Annotated in this window: 16 protein-coding genes; 9 read left to right on the forward strand and 7 right to left on the reverse strand. The window is 66.4% G+C overall.

Annotated features, from left to right (window positions below; all coding sequences use genetic code 11):
* Nucleotides 1-256: 256 nt before the first annotated feature.
* Entirely contained in the window at nucleotides 257-640 is a 384-nt protein-coding gene (locus OXC99_04730; protein ID MCY4624294.1) for a rhodanese-like domain-containing protein, read from the reverse strand.
* 660 nt (nucleotides 641-1,300) lie between these two features.
* On the opposite strand from OXC99_04730, the gene OXC99_04735 reads away from it, so the two are divergent.
* Both OXC99_04735 and OXC99_04740 read left to right on the forward strand, forming a co-directional pair.
* Nucleotides 1,301-2,596: a Rieske 2Fe-2S domain-containing protein gene (locus OXC99_04735; GenBank protein MCY4624295.1), complete on the forward strand. Its 1,296-nt coding sequence runs from the start codon at nucleotides 1,301-1,303 to the stop codon at nucleotides 2,594-2,596.
* 289 nt (nucleotides 2,597-2,885) lie between these two features.
* Nucleotides 2,886-3,329, forward strand: a complete 444-nt coding sequence (locus OXC99_04740) for a hypothetical protein (protein MCY4624296.1) — start codon at nucleotides 2,886-2,888, stop codon at nucleotides 3,327-3,329.
* Nucleotides 3,330-3,423: 94 nt separating this feature from the next.
* Here the strand turns inward: OXC99_04740 and OXC99_04745 are convergent, their stop codons facing one another.
* The gene (locus OXC99_04745) at nucleotides 3,424-5,088 is read right to left on the reverse strand and encodes an ABC transporter substrate-binding protein (GenBank protein MCY4624297.1); all 1,665 of its coding nucleotides are present in this window, start codon (nucleotides 5,086-5,088) and stop codon (nucleotides 3,424-3,426) included.
* Between the two features lie 226 nt (nucleotides 5,089-5,314).
* Between OXC99_04745 and OXC99_04750 the strand changes: the two genes are divergently transcribed.
* The gene (locus OXC99_04750) at nucleotides 5,315-6,061 is read left to right on the forward strand and encodes a metal-dependent transcriptional regulator (protein ID MCY4624298.1); all 747 of its coding nucleotides are present in this window, start codon (nucleotides 5,315-5,317) and stop codon (nucleotides 6,059-6,061) included.
* Nucleotides 6,062-6,411: 350 nt separating this feature from the next.
* On the opposite strand, the gene OXC99_04755 is transcribed toward OXC99_04750, so the two are convergent.
* Nucleotides 6,412-6,804 (reverse strand): hypothetical protein, encoded by a 393-nt coding sequence (locus OXC99_04755; protein MCY4624299.1) that lies wholly within the window; start codon nucleotides 6,802-6,804, stop codon nucleotides 6,412-6,414.
* Nucleotides 6,805-6,969: 165 nt separating this feature from the next.
* On the opposite strand from OXC99_04755, the gene OXC99_04760 reads away from it, so the two are divergent.
* The 6 genes from OXC99_04760 to OXC99_04785 all read left to right on the forward strand — a co-directional run bounded on the left by OXC99_04760 (nucleotide 6,970) and on the right by OXC99_04785 (nucleotide 12,327).
* Nucleotides 6,970-8,493: a YifB family Mg chelatase-like AAA ATPase gene (locus OXC99_04760; protein ID MCY4624300.1), complete on the forward strand. Its 1,524-nt coding sequence runs from the start codon at nucleotides 6,970-6,972 to the stop codon at nucleotides 8,491-8,493.
* 307 nt (nucleotides 8,494-8,800) lie between these two features.
* The gene (locus OXC99_04765; protein MCY4624301.1) at nucleotides 8,801-9,169 is read left to right on the forward strand and encodes a hypothetical protein; all 369 of its coding nucleotides are present in this window, start codon (nucleotides 8,801-8,803) and stop codon (nucleotides 9,167-9,169) included.
* Nucleotides 9,170-9,250: 81 nt separating this feature from the next.
* Complete coding sequence (locus tag OXC99_04770) at nucleotides 9,251-9,376, forward strand: hypothetical protein (GenBank protein MCY4624302.1); 126 nt, start codon at nucleotides 9,251-9,253, stop codon at nucleotides 9,374-9,376.
* A gap of 46 nt (nucleotides 9,377-9,422) precedes the next feature.
* Nucleotides 9,423-9,908: a peptidylprolyl isomerase gene (locus OXC99_04775; protein MCY4624303.1), complete on the forward strand. Its 486-nt coding sequence runs from the start codon at nucleotides 9,423-9,425 to the stop codon at nucleotides 9,906-9,908.
* 407 nt (nucleotides 9,909-10,315) lie between these two features.
* Nucleotides 10,316-11,152: an MBL fold metallo-hydrolase gene (locus tag OXC99_04780; GenBank protein MCY4624304.1), complete on the forward strand. Its 837-nt coding sequence runs from the start codon at nucleotides 10,316-10,318 to the stop codon at nucleotides 11,150-11,152.
* A 161-nt stretch (nucleotides 11,153-11,313) separates the two neighbouring features.
* Nucleotides 11,314-12,327, forward strand: a complete 1,014-nt coding sequence (locus tag OXC99_04785) for an aldo/keto reductase (protein ID MCY4624305.1) — start codon at nucleotides 11,314-11,316, stop codon at nucleotides 12,325-12,327.
* Between the two features lie 193 nt (nucleotides 12,328-12,520).
* Here OXC99_04785 and OXC99_04790 read toward each other — a convergent pair whose 3' ends face one another.
* The 4 genes from OXC99_04790 to OXC99_04805 form a co-directional block, all read right to left on the reverse strand.
* Nucleotides 12,521-13,102: an EVE domain-containing protein gene (locus tag OXC99_04790; protein ID MCY4624306.1), complete on the reverse strand. Its 582-nt coding sequence runs from the start codon at nucleotides 13,100-13,102 to the stop codon at nucleotides 12,521-12,523.
* 218 nt (nucleotides 13,103-13,320) lie between these two features.
* A complete protein-coding gene (gene ribH, locus OXC99_04795) occupies nucleotides 13,321-13,818 on the reverse strand; it encodes a 6,7-dimethyl-8-ribityllumazine synthase (GenBank protein ID MCY4624307.1) in 498 nt (165 codons plus the stop codon).
* Between the two features lie 286 nt (nucleotides 13,819-14,104).
* Complete coding sequence (locus tag OXC99_04800) at nucleotides 14,105-15,313, reverse strand: bifunctional 3,4-dihydroxy-2-butanone-4-phosphate synthase/GTP cyclohydrolase II (GenBank protein ID MCY4624308.1); 1,209 nt, start codon at nucleotides 15,311-15,313, stop codon at nucleotides 14,105-14,107.
* 36 nt (nucleotides 15,314-15,349) lie between these two features.
* Entirely contained in the window at nucleotides 15,350-15,964 is a 615-nt protein-coding gene (locus tag OXC99_04805; GenBank protein MCY4624309.1) for a riboflavin synthase, read from the reverse strand.
* Nucleotides 15,965-15,966: the final 2 nt, after the last annotated feature.

A 15,966-nucleotide genomic window follows, 5' to 3' on the forward strand; every position in this document is an offset into this window, starting at 1 on the left:
AGAGGCGCGGCGCACGTGGGGCACCCCCACCACAACAACCTCAGCCCCAACCAACACCCACCGCCTCCATGCCGGCGGATGCCGGGATCCAGGGGCCGGGAGGGGAGCCCTCTCCACCAACGTTCTTCGCCGCATCCGCTCCAGCTCCGCGTCATTCCTGCGCAGGCAGGAATCCAATCCGTTCACCCTGAGGGAAATCGAAGGGCGAACGGGGGCTCTCGAAGGATATGAACGGACACGGGCGGGCAACACCCCCCTAACTGCACCCGCAACCGACTCCGTTCACCGCGACGCCCTCAGACCGGTGCGTCGCGTACCCGTCCCGCTTCCACCAGTCCATCCCGCCGATCATCTCCCGCACCTGAAACCCCAGCGTCAGCAGCTTCAGCGCCGTCTTCGTCGACGCGTTGCACCCGATGCCGTCGCAATAGCAAACGTACACCTTCGACTTGTCCAGCCCCTCGGTCGAGGTGTAGCTGATGTCTCGATGCGGAAGGCTGATCGCCCCGGGAATATGCTCGGCCGCATAAGCGCTAGCCGCCCGACCGTCCACCACCACGATCGGCTCTCCCTTCTCGACAGCCTCATACATGTCCGCCGAGTCCATTTCGTACGCCAGCTTGCTCTGATAAAACGCCATCTGCTCGATGCTCAAGGTGCCCTCCCTGGCAAAGTTGAAACCGCGAACCCTGGTCTATTCCTGCAATAGCAAGACACCCGTCGAAAGGGGGACACCAACACTTTAGCACGCCTCCCACCGAGCCTCCTAACCTGGCCCGCATACCAGAGAAAGCTTGCCCGTTCCCAGATGCGGGGAGGGCCCCACACCCTGACACAACCCCCTCGCGCGAAAGCCACTCCCCCCCCTACCCTCTCCTCATGCAAGCAATGACCACCACCGGCGCCCAGCCCATCAGCGTCGGCGCACGAGTCTCTACGCCGGTGAGCAGCTCGACCCGTGTCACCTCCGAGGTTCGGAGCAATGCTCCAGAGGGACTCCCGAAAAAAATTATTTGCTTTGTAGCTGAAATGCGACAAACTCCCTACAAAACAAAGGCGAAACAACCTCCGACGCAGCTACGGGGAATCCGCGCACCAATCCAAACGAAAGGCGGGCGCTCAAAGCCCAACGTATGATGAACGGTCGGATCAGACCTCTACCCCACCACGCTTGCGGCGGCGCAGCCATGCATTCTCAACCCGAGACGCGTCCCTCGCCGTTGACAACGCCCTCGCGCGGGCATACCGTGCGCGCAATGAGACCGGGCCGGGGGGCGCACGAGTCTACGAGGAGGACGCGATGCTGACGCATGAAGAGAACGAGATGCTCTGCAGGGTAGGCCCCGGCACCCCCATGGGCGAGGTCCTGCGACGCTACTGGCTCCCCGTGCTCACCACCGAGGAGCTCCCTGAACCCGACTGCCCGCCCGTCCGCGCCAAGCTCCTCGGCGAGGAGCTCGTCGCCTTCCGCGACTCCGACGGCAACGTCGGCCTCGTCGACAACTACTGCCCCCACCGCCGGGCATCCCTATTCTTTGGCCGCAATGAGGAGGCCGGCCTCCGCTGCGTCTACCACGGCTGGAAGTTCAACGTGGACGGCGACTGCGTGGACATGCCCTCCGAGCCCGCCGAGTCCAACTTCAAGGACAAGGTCAAGATCAAGTCCTACCCCTGCGTCGACAAGGGCGGCACCATCTGGACCTACATGGGCCCCGCGGACCTGCAGCCCCCATTCCTGAACTTCCCGGCCCTCCAGCTCCCCGACGACCACCTCATCACCAACCGCGTCCTCTCCGACTGCAACTTCATCCAGTCCATGGAGGGCAACCTCGACACCTCCCACATCTCCTACCTCCACCGCAACCTCGCCGACCTGAAGATGGACGACTTCGACGACGGCACAGACGTCCTCGGCTTCCCGTCGCCCCGCATGTCCACCAGGATCCGCGGCTACTCCCGCGATGCCAAGCTCATGGTGCAGCCCACCAGCTACGGCTGGCGCTACGTCGGCCTCCGCGAGACCCCCAACGGCCACCACCACCTGCGCATCACCACCGCCATCTTCCCCGTCTACCAGATGATCGCCCGCCTGCCCGATCAGGGCCCCGGCATCCTGATGATGGTCCCCCGCGACGACGAGACCTGCTGGCGCTGGAGCGTCGGCGCCCGCACGGACCGCCCCTTCACCGACGAGGAGCGAGCCGACCGCGCCGGCCAGTCCGCCAACAAGACCGACATCCACGGCCGTGGCGAGAAGGGCAAGTGGAACGACTACATGATGTCCCGCGATGACCAGAAGAACCTCAGCTTCACCGGCATCAAGGGCATCGGCACCCAGGACCAGGCCGTCACCGAGAGCATGCAGCCCATCAGCGACAAGATGAACGAGCACCTCGGCACCTCTGACCGTGCCATCATCTTCAACCGCCGCATCCTCCTCAACGCCGCCCGCGCCATGATGGAGGGCCAGGAGCCCCTCCGCCACGACCCCGACGTCATGGGCCGCATCAACTCCCACGAGGAGATCATCCCCGCCGGCGACGACTGGCGGAAGTACGGCGCCTTCGCCGGAGAATCAGAAGGCCTCCCCGTCTAGACCCGCCAACCCCCCTCGCAAACGCAGGGGGCGACCACGAGGGTCGCCCCCTGTCGTTCCTGCGGAGGCAGAGCCTGCCCCTGCGAAGGCAGGGGAACCCCGACAAACCGTGCTCCCTCCGCCATCGTAGGGGCGATTCGCGAATCGCCCGTCCGGCAGCAGCCGGAACCATGCTCGCGACCTGCGCCGCCCCTGACACCGCGCGGTTGACGACACACACATCCCCTGCCTACCATTGCCCCGACGACCTACGACTGGCACTCACATTCATTCGCATCGGGAGGACACTGTGACCGACGAACAGAAGGAACCGCAGGGGCCGGTGGGCTTCAACGGACACCGCAACTTCACCATGGACGAGCTCGCCGCCCTGCAGCCGGGCCTCGCCATCTTCATGCCAATGATCGGCGACCGCTGGTGGAACGTGTACTACGCCGCCAGAGAAGCAAACTGGATCATGGCCAAGTTTGAGTTGGGCGAAGCAATTACCCTGATGCAGAAGGGCAACCAGACGCGCCCCCGCTACGCCGACGCCATCAACGCCTTCATCGAGAACAACCTTGGCCCCGTCGAAGCCGCCCTCGGCAACGAGGACTTCGAGTCCTTCGAGGCCGCCTACCACGACGCCACCCGCCGCGCCAACGAGTACCACGACGAGTTCCGCAAGGGCTACCTCGTCTGGAAGCTCCCCGACCACCCCAACCCCCAGCTCGACTTCACCCCGCGGCAGTAGGGGCGATGTGCGAGTCTGAGCACCCTGAGACTCTCGAAGGACCGCCTCCGTTCGTCCTGAGGGAAATCGAAGGACGAACGATCACGTAGGCCCCCTACTCCCCCCGCAGCCAAACATCATCCCACCGAGACTGGTTGTACAGCATGAAGTCCCGAGGCGCCCACCCCTGCACCTCTCTGCGAACGCCATACAGGTACACCGCGTAGTGCCCCACCACGGCCGGCACAACCTCCATGAGCAGCCGCGTCTCCGCCGCGTGCGCCAGCTCCCGCCGCCGAGCCGGGTCCAGCTCGACGCGCTGCGCCGCCAGCAGCCGGTCCGCCTCCGCGTCCGTCGCGTAGGAGAGGTTGTTGGGCCCGTCTGTCGTGAAGTGCGCCCACAGGTAGTGGTCCGGGTCCGTCGTGTTGAACGCGACCCCGCCGATGCGCACGTCGTAGTCGCCCTGCAGCATCCGCCCAATCGACGCCCCGAACTCCGCCTGGTCCACCTGCACGTCGAGCCCCAGCTTCCGCCACTGGTCCTGGAAAAAGAGCGCGCTGTTCACCCACACCGGCACGTCGCTCCGCACCATGATCGCCGTCGAGAACCCTTCCGGGTACCCGGCCTCGGCGAGCAGCAACTTCGCCCGCTCGACGTCCCCCTCCCTGTCCGCGCCGTACCCCGGCAGCCCGAGCAACTGCTCCGTCGAGAGCCCCAGCGGCGTGTCGGGCGGGCTGAACCCCGCCGTCATCCCGATGCCGCCCGCGCCGCCCGTCACCAGCGTCAGGTACGCCTCACGGTCGATGGCCAGCGACAGCGCCTGCCGCACCCGCGCGTCGTCGAAGGGCGCCCGGTTCACGTTGAACGCCGCGCCCATCCAGAACGGCCCCCGCGCCTCCACCACGTCGATGGCCTCCCCATAGTCCTGCCGTGCCTGCCGCGCCTGCGTCGGCGTCAGGCTCGCCGTCCCCGATGGCGTCGTGTGCACCCGCCCCGTCGCCAGCGCCGCAAACCGCGCCGCAGAGTCCTTCATGATGAAGAATTCGATGCCGTCCAAATACGGCTTGCCCTCGTCCCAGTAGTTGGGGGTCTTGTCTACGCGGAAGCTGCTGCCCTGCTTGTACTCCGTGAATGTGAACGGCCCCGTGCCGACAAGCGCCTCCGGGTTGCTCCGAAGCCCCCGCGGGTCCTCGGCCGTCTCCCGCTCCATCACGTGCTTGGACACCACCATGTAGTGCCCCCCTGCGAAGCTCCTCAGCAGCCCCGCGCTCGGGTTCCCCGTCTGGAACACGACAGTCGCCGCGTCCGGCGCCGTGATGTCCACGACGTCCAGGAACGGCGCCCGCTGGCTGGAGAACAGCCCCTTGGGCGGCGAGATCACCCGGTTGAAGTGCGACACCACGTCATCGGCGATGAACGGCATGCCGTCGTGCCACTGGACGCCCTGCCGAAGGTGGAAGGTGATCGACCTCCCGTCCGCGCCGACCTCCCACCGTTCGGCAAGCTCCGGCCGCAGCGCCCCGTCCGGCGCCTCCGGGTCCAGCCGCACCAGCTGCGAGTAGATCGGCGCGATCAGGTCCAGCGCCGCAATCGACGAGTCCTGCACCGGGTCGAAACCCGCCGGGTCCGTCGCATGTGCCCGCACCAGCACCCCGCCGTAGGCGATCTCGTCGCCCGCCGTAGGTTCGATGCTGGCCGCCTGCTCGGCGCCAGCCTCAGGCTCCGCGCTCACAACCGGCTCTGCCGTAGGGCCGGCGTCCTCGCGGCACGCCATTGCCATCGATAGCAAGATCGTGGCCAATGTCAAGACAAGCAAGAGTCGCAAAGATGGTCTTCCGAAGTTAAGCAAGAGGGCTCCTTCAGCATATGAGATGAGTGTGCTCTGGCTATGCCGCAAGAATGGGCTGTATTATATGTCCCATAGTCTGGAAAGTCATGACAGGCCCCGGACCCGCAAACGGCCCGCCGGATCGAGCGATGGTGTCAACGCACAAAGGGGGTAACCAATGACGACCACAACCAGGCGTCGAGCAACCGCGCACGACCGCATCTCCAACATCGCGGAGAACTACCTCCAGTCCCTCTACAAGCTCCGCGAGGAGGGCCTCCGCCCCAGCGCGGGCAACCTCACCGACTTCATCCGCCGCCTGCCGCGAGAGGAGGGCGTCGGCACGTCCCTCCCGTCCATCCTCGGCATGCTCCGGCGGATGGCCAAGGAAGGCCTCGTCACAATCAAGCCCAACAAGGAAGTCGAGCTCACCGAGCGCGGTGAGGCCGCGGCCGAGTCCATCGTCCGCCGCCACCGCCTCGCCGAGCGCCTCGTCGTCGACATTCTCGGCCTCGACGTCGCCCGCGCCCACATCGAGGCGCACCGGCTCGAGCACGCCATCTCCCCGGAGCTCGAAAAGTGCATTCAGGAGCGGCTCGGGCGGCCCGCCACCAACCCCTTTGGCCGCCCCATCCCCGGCAACGCCCCCAAGTCCTTGAAAGGCACGGAAGTCTGCCTCGCCGACGCCGAGGTGGGCCGTGACTACGTCGTTGACCGCGTGCCTGAGGAAGACCCGCAGCTCCTCGCCTACCTCATCGGCTGCGGGGTCATGCCGGGCGCGCAGCTTCGTGTGGCCGAGCAGAGCAAGTACCGCGGCGTCCTCGTGTTCAAGACGGATTCCTGCGAAAGCTCCATGGGCTACGATGCGGCGCGCTTCGTGTGGCTGCGTTCGGCGCCTTCCAACGGGATGGGAGAGGTGCCGTAGGGGCGGCCCTTGTGGTCGCCCCCGCCCCGCCATTTTCGTAGGGGCAACCCTTGTGGTTGCCCTTCCCAGCCCCGCTCCCCCCGTTGCTCCTGCGAAGGCAGAGCCTGCCCCTGCGCACGCAGGGGAACCCCGACAAACGCGCCCCCAACCCCTCATACCGGCGAATGCCGGTATCCAGAAACCCCGCGCCCAACAACCCCCGCACCGCTCGCGCCCCCGCCGTTTCCGTAGGGGCGGTTCGCGAACCGCCCGTCCCGCCTCCAGGCGGGAACCCCGGCAAAGGCAACACCCCTCCCCCCTCAAGGGGGGAATATCCTGCCCCGTACTCGATACGGGGTTGGGATGGGGGGCTACGCGTTGAAGTCCGGCAGGTCATACTCCGGCCCGCGTCGCCCCGCCTGGTGCAGGTAGTCGACGTAGAGCGTGATCGACGACACGTCAGGCGGCTCCGAAAGGTCAATGCCGTGCAGCTCCATGATCTGCCCCCTGAACCACACGTCGAAGGGGTGTGTTGACGAGGCCAGTATCGCGCGGGCCCGCTCCGGGTCCTCGCCCTCCTGCACCACCAGCGCCACCGGCCCCTCCGGCGCGTCCTGCAGCCACACCCGATGGCGCACCAACCCCAGCCTGCGCTGCTGGTCCTCGAAGTCCCACCGGCGTAGCCCGTCAAGCTGGTTGTGGAAATCCTTCCACGCGTCCAGTTTGCCCGGCAGTACCGGTGCGGAGAATGCTAGGCTGGCCACAAATGCCTCCTCGGCTGTGCCCGCCGGCGGCCCGGCGGGCGGCCCTCGTGACTGAAAACTATTCGCGCGCCGCCGGAGTGTCAAGGGTAAACCCCGCCGTTCTTCCCTTGAATGTTGGGTGCATCCCTCCGTATCATGTGTCCATCCCGCTCAACAGGACTCCCAATGCTTGCCAAGGTCTTCACATGCGCTGTGGTCGGACTGGAAGGCCGGATAATAGAAGTAGAGGTGGACATCTCGCCGGGATTGCCCACCGTCACCGTCGTGGGCCTTGGTGACAAGGCCGTGCAGGAATCGCGAGAGCGCGTCCGCGCCGCAGTCCGCAACTGCGGCTGCGATTTCCCCATGCGCCGCGTCACCGTGAACCTCGCTCCTGCTGACCTCAAGAAGGAAGGCCCCGCCTATGACCTCTCCATCGCCGTGGGCGTCCTGCTCAGCACAGGGCAGGTCTCCGGCGACCTCTCCGATACCGTCCTTCTCGGCGAGCTCGCCCTTGACGGCGCCCTCCGCCACACCAACGGCATCCTCCCGATGGTCGACCTCGCGCGCCAGGAAGGCTTCCGCCGCGTCGTCGTCCCGGAGGCCGACGCCCGAGAGGCGGCCCTCGTCGGTGGCATAGAGGTGCTCCCCGCCGCCTCCCTCGCTGAGTTCGTCGCCCACCTCCGGGGTGACGCCCCCATCGCCCCGGCCCGCGTGACCCTCACCGCGGAGATGCTGGCGGAACAGGCCGGCGCCTTTCCCATAGACCTCCGTGACATCAAGGGGCAGGAGCACGCCAAGTTCGCGCTTGAGGTTGCCGCGGCGGGCGGGCACAACGTCCTGATGATGGGCCCGCCGGGCAGCGGCAAGACCCTGCTCGCCCGCAGCCTTCCATCCATCCTCCCCAGCGCCACGCCCCATGAGGCCCTGGAGGTCACCAAGATCTACAGCATCTCCGGCCTGCTGCCTTCAGATGCCCCGCTCATCACCCAGCGGCCGTTCCGCGCGCCCCACTACACCACCTCCCACGCCGGCCTCGTCGGCGGTGGAAACTGGCCCCGCCCCGGAGAGGTCACCCTCGCGCACCGCGGCGTCCTCTTCCTCGACGAGCTGCCCGAGTTCGGGCAGAGCGTGCTGGAGGTGCTGCGCCAGCCCATAGAGGACAAGGCGGTCACCATCAGCCGGGCCCAGAGCCGCGTGACCTTCCCCGCCAACTTCATGCTTGTCGGCGCGATGAACCCCTGCCCCTGCGGCTACCACGGCGATCCCTTTCGCGCCTGCTCCTGCGCCCACAGCGCCGTCGCGCGGTACCGGAACCGCATCTCCGGCCCCCTCCTCGACCGCATCGACATCATCCTCCCCGTCCCCCGCGTCGACTATGAGAAGCTCACGGCGGACACCGCCGTCGAGGGCTCGGCGCAGGTGCGGCAGCGCGTCGAGACCGCCCGCGAGCGCCAGCGCCGCCGCTTCGGCGAGTCCCCAATCCAGTGCAACGCCGATATGGGCCCCTCAGAAGTCTGGGCCCACTGCCGCCTTGACGACCCCACGCAGGCGATGGCCAAGGCCGCGATGGACAACCTCCACCTCTCCGCGCGCGCCTACCACCGCACCCTCAAGCTCGCCCGCACCATCGCCGACCTCTCCGGCTCGGACGACATTGGCAGCGGCCATTTTCTGCAGGCCATGAACTACCGCCAACGCAGTGAGTAGGGCCAACCCTTCTGGTTGCCCGCCCCCACCGTCATACCGGCGCAGGCCGGTATCCAGAGGCGTCGAGTGCGGGGCCGTACGCCCCCCCGGTGGTTGCCCACCCCCTGCCGCCCCCACCGTCATACCGGCGCAGGCCGGTATCCAGAGGCGTCGAGTGCGGGGCTGTACGCTCCCCCGTGGTTGCCCGCCCCCCGCGCACCCCGCTCCCATAGCTGCGCCTTGCCCGTCGCGCGCTGCGCAGCTATACTTTCCCTATCATCGCAACCTGCCCGGTAATCCCACTGCACGCCAAGGAGCCTGACATCCCATGTCCCTGATGTTGGAAGTCGAGGACAACGCCAACTGTGACGGCGTCCCGCAGCTCATCTTCAACACCATGGGGGAACCCCGGCAGGTGACGGAGGTCGTCGCGGGCGATTTCGGGCAGAAGCCATCGCCCCACCGCGTCACCGGCTGGTCCAGCGAGCGCGGTGGGAGCCCTTGCCCCGCCTACGCCGTCCGCATCGAGGAGTCCGGGGCCGGCGAGGCGTTGTTGGTCTACGGCGGTGATTGGGGTCTCCGCTTCATGCCCCTCCCTGTGGACGAGGAATGGAGCCTGGACAGCCCCAACCAGTGGGGAGAGAACTTCCTCTCCTTGGACGATGAATCTCAAGTGAGGTTCCTCGGTCCCGGGTAAACCCAATCTGCACAAGGAGCGGACTGTGACCAGACTGAGCATCATTGTCCTCGCGGTTCTGGCGGCCCTTGTACTGGCGGCGTGCAACGGCGACGACGCCACGTCGTCCGGAAGCACGACGACCACCACGACAACGACTACGACGACTACCACATCGACCTCGGAAATACCCACCGCGACAATTCCAACGTCAACGCCCCAATCTGAAACGACGGGAGATTCAATGAGCATGCAATACGACGGCCCCCCGGCAATGATGATCGACGAGTCCAAGACCTACAAAGCGGTCATCACCACCACCCACGGCACAATCAGCCTTGATCTCTTCGCCTCTGAGGTGCCCAACACCGTCAACAACTTCGTCTTCCTCGCCCGTGAGGGCTTTTATGACAACGTCATCTTCCACCGTGTCATCCCCAACTTCATGATCCAGGGCGGCGACCCCACCGGCACCGGCACCGGCGGCCCCGGCTACCGCTTCGACGACGAGCCCGTAAACCGGCAGTACATCCCCGGCACTCTCGCCATGGCCAACTCCGGCCCCAACACCAACGGCAGCCAGTTCTTCATCATGCACGGCGCCGTAGCCCTGCCACCCAACTACACCATCTTCGGCTTCGCGACTGAGGGCCTCAACACTGTGAACGCCATCGCCACTGTGCCGACGGCTCCCGGCGGCGAGGGTTCCCGGCCCCTTGACCCGCCCCAAATCCTCTCGATCGAGATCATTGAAGAGTAGTCCATCCCACCCCTTGAACTGTTGACGGGCCCGGCGGAATCGACCGCCGGGCCCATTGTCTGGGGCCCTGGGCAAGAGGCTTTTTGGCGGTTGTTACCGCATCAACAATAGACCCCGTTGTCGCTTTTCATTTGCTTGTCTCTTACCATGCCGCGTCCTTTTATGTAAGTTTTCAAAACTGCCCAAGAATCACCTAGGGAGATCGCACGGACGTTCTCTTGACACCCCCTTAACCCCCTTTTAACGTCAAAGCACAGCGACAAAGCAACCCTGACTTGCGCCCGTCTGAGGGGGTGTGGCGCCCCAAGCGATCGGGCCCGGGGAATCCTGCCGAGGGCTGCTGTTACACGTACTCAATCGGCATTCGTCCTATAGCTGTTTGCCATTGAGATTGATGGAGGCTGGCGATGCGCATGAAGGACCTCGAGATCTATCTCCTCAACGACGGCGCCGTCAAAGTTGACGGCGGTTCCACGTTCGGCAACGTCCCCCGGGAAGCATGGGAGACGATGGTGAAGCCGGACAGGCGGCATCGCGTCCGCTGGGGCATCAACGCGCTGCTCATCAAGACCCGCGACCTGAACATCCTGGTCGATGACGGCGCAGGCGCCAAGCTTGACGAAGAGGAGAGGGAGAACAAGGGCCTGAATTGCAACCGTCTCAAGAAAGAGCTTCGTGAGCTCGACCTGTCGCCGCGCGACATCAACTACGTCGTCCTCACCCACCTGCACTTCCTCCACGCCGGCGGCTCCACGCGCCGCACCCGCAACGGCGACGTCGTCGCCGCGTTCCCGCAGGCGCGCTACCTCGTGCAGCGCACGGCATGGGAGGACGCCCTCGCCCCCAACGAGCTCGGCAAGCGCTCCTTCAACTCAGAGGATTTCCTGCCGCTGGAGAAGTCCGGCCACCTGGAGCTCATCGACGGCGACTATGAGATCCAGCCCGGCGTCAACATCAAGGTCACCGACGGCCACTGCCGAGGCCACCAGGTCGTCGTCGCCGAGCAGCTTGGCAACCGCTTCATCTACCTCGGCGACCTCGTGCCCACCGCCTACCACCTCGGCCTGCCCACCATCTCCTCGCAGGACCAGTTCCCGGAGGACACGCTGGAGCAGAAGCGCAAGTTCCTGAACAATGCGGAGCGCGACGGTTCGCTCCTCCTCTTCTCCCACGGCACGGACACCCGCGGCGGCTACTTGGAGCGTCGCAGCGGCAAGCTCGCCCTCACGCCCGTGGCCGTCTAGCCCGGCCCACGCAGAACATTGCGGGAGTGGCGTCCCGGTTCGGGGGCGCCGCTCCTCTCTTGTGCCGTGAAGTCAACTCGCCGTTAGCGGCTGCCGCTTCCCCGTCGTATACTAGACCCGCGCCCCTGACCACACGCGCAATCCGTTGACGAGGATCCGCTATGCAGTACAGGCAGCTTGGGGTGACCGACTTGACCGTGTCCGAGGTTGGCTTCGGCGTGTGGACCGTCGCCACCAACTGGTGGGGCAAGATAGACCCGGAAGAACGCGTCAAGCTCCTGCAGCAGGCAGTCACCCTCGGCGTCAACATGTTCGACACGGCGGATACCTACAGCGAGGGCTTCGGTGAGGAGATACTCGCCAAGGCAATCGGCGAGAACCGCCATAACGTCGTCTACGCCACCAAGTTCGGCTACGACATCTACAACGCCGTCCCCCGAGAGGGCCATCGTGAGCGCCCCCAGGACTTCTCCCCCGGCTTCATCCGCTTCGCCTGCGAGCAGAGCCTCCGCCGCCTCAACACCGACTACTTCGACCTCTACCAGCTCCACAACCCCCGCGTCACCGCCATAGAGCGCGACGAGGTCTTCAACACGCTGGAGGACCTGGTGCGAGAAGGTAAGGTGCGCTACTACGGCGCCGCCCTCGGCCCGGACATCGGCTGGTTTGAGGAAGGCGACGCCATGATGCGGGAACGCGACGGCGTCTCGCTGCAGATCATCTACAGCATCATCGAGCAGCAGCCCGCCCGAAGCTTCTTCCCCATCGCTGAGGAAACCGGGACCGGCCTGCTCTCCCGCGTCCCTCACGCCTCCGAGATCCTCACTGAAAAATTCCGCAATACCCCGCCCGTCTTCGAGGCCGGCGACCACCGTGCCCACCGCAATCAGGCATGGCTCGAGGAGGCCGTCCGCAAGCTGGATGAGCTGCAATTCCTGAAGGAGCACCACCCCATCGAAATGGACCAGCTCGCCATCACCTTCGCGCTGGCCGAGCCCGGAATCTGCACAGTCCTCCCCAACATCACCAGCCGCGAGACCCTGAAGACGTACACCGATGCGTCGGAGGCGGAACGCCCGTGCGAGGACTGTCTGGTGCAACTGCGTGAGGTCTTCGACGAGGTCTTCACCAAAGAGCTGGAGCCCCTTGACCGGGCGGGAAAGAGCCGCCCCTAGGGCATCGAGCGAAGCGCATCCCGTTCACCCGCAGCCCGTCAAAGGCCCGCCCTAACCCCCAAACCCCCATACCGGCGAATGCCGGTATCCAGAAACCTCACCCCCAACGGACACACTGCGCATCCCGTTCACCCGCAGCCCGTCAAAGGCCCGCCCGCGCCCCCGGCGTACGGGCGGTTCGCGCAGCCGAAAGCTACGCCCCCTCGGGCGCCGGCGCGACGGGCGCCTCTTGGCCCTGGCCGTCGCGCCCGCCCCGCTGGCCGCGGTTGTTCCCCCGGCGGTTGAAGCCCCCCCGCTGCGGCCGGTCGTCTGGAGACGCGGGCCTCGGAGACGGACGCCCAAGGAGCTTGCGCATCTCCTCCTCGATGAACTCGAAGTCTTTCCGCGGAAGCAGGTGCAGCTCGTCCATCAGCGCAAACGGCCACATCTCCGGCGGCCACCGGCGCACGTACTCCAACCTCGGCCCAATCTGGATCACGCGAAGGTGCTTGTCCTCAGGCAGCACAAAGTCCGCATTGATGCGTACACGGTACTTGAAGCGCTCGTTGCCCTGCTCCGACGTCCACAGCGGCTCCTCGTCCTCGAACACCGTGGATGCGATGGTCGCCGTCAGGGGGAAGACCCGCAGCCCCCGGACGTAGAAGAGGAGCCGGTCGCCCTTGACCATCCGGTCCGTCTTGCGTCGCTGGCGGGCCCCGAAACCCTGTACGGTTAACCCCTGCGCCCGCGTTACTGCAAAGTTCTCTTCTGAGATGCTGAGCATCCAATAGTTCAATCTGCCCTCCAGGCCGCCGCGGCCCCGCGCCCCCGGCGCGGACAAGTGCTTCCCTGCACGACCCCGCGCCTCCGCGCGGGCATCCGCCCCGGCGCGCCGTCATTGTCGCCCGGTTCGAGGTCGACTCTCGCGAGCCTCTCCACTCGCGACGCCGCCCCAACCGTCATTCCGGCGAAAGCCGGAATCCAGCGTGACCCTCTCAACACGCGGGCCCGCCTCTAGCCCATCTCCGGCAACTCGCTCTGCCCGGCCCGCACCTTCCGCATCACGTTCGCCATTTCGATCCCCGCAACCGTAACGTCGTAGCCCCGGTTGCCCAGCAGCCCGCCGCTCCGGTCGACTGCCTGCTGCTCCGTGTACGCCGTCAGCACTCCGAACATCACCGGCACACCGCTCTCCCGCGACACCGCCGCGATGCCCGCCGCCGCCTGCTCCGAGACGTGCTCGAAGTGCGCCGTCTCCCCCTTGATCACAACGCCCAGGCACACGATGACGTCGTGGCGTCCCGTCTTGGCCAGCTCGGCCGCAATGGTCGGCAACTCGAAGGAGCCCGGCGCCCACGCGATGGTAAGGTCATCGTTCTGCACGTCGCCCTGCTGGCACGCCATGAGCGCGCCCTCCAGCAGGCGCAGCGTCAGGTTCTCGTTGAAGCGCGAGACGGCGATGGCGACCCTAACGCCCCTGCCGGTCTTCTCGCCCTCAAGCTCAGTCGCCAATATCCACGTCCTTGGCCGAAAGTGGCCGTCGCGTTACCCAAGCGGGTCGTCATCCTTGCCGTCATTCCGGCGAAAGCCGGAATCCAGGGCATCGTGCCCACCGGCCTCATCCACCCTTACCCAAGCGGGTCGTCAGCCTTCCCGTCATTCCGGCGAAGGCCGGAATCCAGGGCGTCATGCCCACCGGCCTCATCCGTCGCGTTACCCAAGCGGGTCGTCATCCTTGCCGTCATTCCGGCGAAAGCCGGAATCCAGGGCATCGTGCCCACCGGCCTCATCCGTCGCGCTACCCAAGCGGGTCGTCGATCAGGTGCCCCAGCTTGACCCGCTTGGTCGCCAGGTAGTCGCGGTTCTGCGGCGTCGGTGGCGCGGCGATCGGCACCCGGTCCACCAGGTCCAGCCCGTACGCGTCCAGCCCGACAACCTTCTTGGGGTTGTTCGTGAGCAGCCGCAGCCGGCGCACGCCCAGGTCCGCCAGGATCTGCGCCCCGATGCCGTACCAGCGGAGGTCCGGCGCAAACCCGAGCTCCACGTTCGCCTCCACCGTGTCCATGCCGTTGTCCTGCAGCGCGTACGCGCGGATCTTGTTGTGCAGCCCGATGCCGCGACCCTCCTGCCGCATGTACAGGAACACGCCGCGGCCCTCGTTCGCGATGGCCTCAAGCGCGATGTGCATCTGCTCGCCGCAGTCGCACCGCAGGCTGCCGAAGATGTCGCCCGTCGTGCACTGGCTGTGTACCCGCACCAGGACCTCGTCCTCCGGTGAAATATCCCCCATCACCAGCGCCAGGTGCTCGTCCGGGTCCACCATGCTCCGGTACGCCACCACGGTGAAGTCCCCGAACCGCGTCGGCATCTTGGCGTCCGCGACGCGCTCCACCAGCCGCTCGTTCTGTCGCCGGTACGCGATGAGGTCCTGGATGGTCACAATGCGCAGGTCGTGCTCCTCAGCGAACTCCTCTAGGTACGGCATCCGCGCCATCGAGCCGTCCGGTGCCATGATTTCGCACAGCACCCCGGCCGGGTAGAACCCCGCCAGCCGCGCCAGGTCGACGATCGCCTCAGTGTGGCCGGCCCGCACCAGCACCCCGCCGTTCGTGTACCGCAGCGGGAACAGGTGCCCCGGCCGCGCCAGGTCCTCCGCCTTCGTCCGCGGGTCGAGGATCGCCTTCACCGTCGCCGCCCGGTCGAACGCCGAGATCCCCGTCGTCGCGCCCTCCTTGACGTCGACGGGGACGGTGAACGGCGTGCCGTGCCGCGCCGTGTTCTCCGACACCATCTGCGGCAGATGCAAGTCGTCGAGCCGTTCGCCCGGAACGGGCATGCACACCAGCCCCCCGCCGTACTTCGCCATGAAGTTGATGTGCTCCGGCGTCACCGCCTCGGCCGCGACCATCAGGTCGCCCTCGTTCTCCCGGTCGGCGTCGTCCACCACGATGAGCGCCTTGCCCATCCTGATTTCGGCGATGCCCTCTTCTATCGAGCTGATTGGCATGGGACTCTCCCCCACTCTAACCCTTGGGTTGGACCGCTACCCGCTGGGCGCCCTTGGCGACCCCGCCTGAGACGCCCCCTCGGACAGCAATCGCTCCGTGTACTTGGCCAGAATGTCCGCCTCAAGATTGACGCGGTCGCCTGGCCCGCGCTCCCCCAGCGTCGTGTGCTGGTCTGTATATGGTATCACCGCGACGGTAAACCGCGCGTCCGTGAGCTCCGCCACCGTCAGGCTGATGCCGTCCACGGCTACAAATCCCTTCTCCACAACGTAGCGCATGATCTCCCGCGGCGCAGCAAATGTTATCAGCCGGCTGTTTCCCTCCGGCGTCACCTCGGCGACGACCCCCACAGCGTCCACGTGCCCCTGCACCAGGTGCCCGCCCACCTTGCCGCCGTACGCCAGCGACGGCTCAAGGTTCACCGGCGCCCCCACCCGCAGGTCGCCGAGGTTCGTCCGACGCAGCGTCTCCGGCGTCACGTCGACAGCGAAGCGGCCCTCGCTCATCGTCGTGATCGTCAGGCACGCCCCGTTCACCGCGATGCTGTCGCCGGTCTGCGCGCCCTCCAGCGCCAGCCATCCCTCGATGGTCAGCGATTCCTCGCTCGCCTCCAGCACCTTCCCCTTCTCGACGACGATGCCCGTGAACACGG

The sequence above is a fragment of the Chloroflexota bacterium genome (assembly GCA_026713825.1).
In the GTDB taxonomy this organism is placed as follows: Bacteria; Chloroflexota; Dehalococcoidia; order Lucifugimonadales; family UBA1127; genus UBA1127.

Coding starts and splice junctions, on each gene's coding strand:
- OXC99_04730 (MCY4624294.1), bottom strand. CDS start 640: ATGGCGTTTTATCAGAGCAAGCTGGCGTACGAAATGGACTCGGCGGAC.
- OXC99_04735 (MCY4624295.1), top strand. CDS start 1,301: ATGCTGACGCATGAAGAGAACGAGATGCTCTGCAGGGTAGGCCCCGGC.
- OXC99_04745 (MCY4624297.1), bottom strand. CDS start 5,088: ATGGCAATGGCGTGCCGCGAGGACGCCGGCCCTACGGCAGAGCCGGTT.
- OXC99_04750 (MCY4624298.1), top strand. CDS start 5,315: ATGACGACCACAACCAGGCGTCGAGCAACCGCGCACGACCGCATCTCC.
- OXC99_04760 (MCY4624300.1), top strand. CDS start 6,970: ATGCTTGCCAAGGTCTTCACATGCGCTGTGGTCGGACTGGAAGGCCGG.
- OXC99_04765 (MCY4624301.1), top strand. CDS start 8,801: ATGTCCCTGATGTTGGAAGTCGAGGACAACGCCAACTGTGACGGCGTC.
- OXC99_04775 (MCY4624303.1), top strand. CDS start 9,423: ATGATGATCGACGAGTCCAAGACCTACAAAGCGGTCATCACCACCACC.
- OXC99_04780 (MCY4624304.1), top strand. CDS start 10,316: ATGCGCATGAAGGACCTCGAGATCTATCTCCTCAACGACGGCGCCGTC.
- OXC99_04785 (MCY4624305.1), top strand. CDS start 11,314: ATGCAGTACAGGCAGCTTGGGGTGACCGACTTGACCGTGTCCGAGGTT.
- OXC99_04800 (MCY4624308.1), bottom strand. CDS start 15,313: ATGCCAATCAGCTCGATAGAAGAGGGCATCGCCGAAATCAGGATGGGC.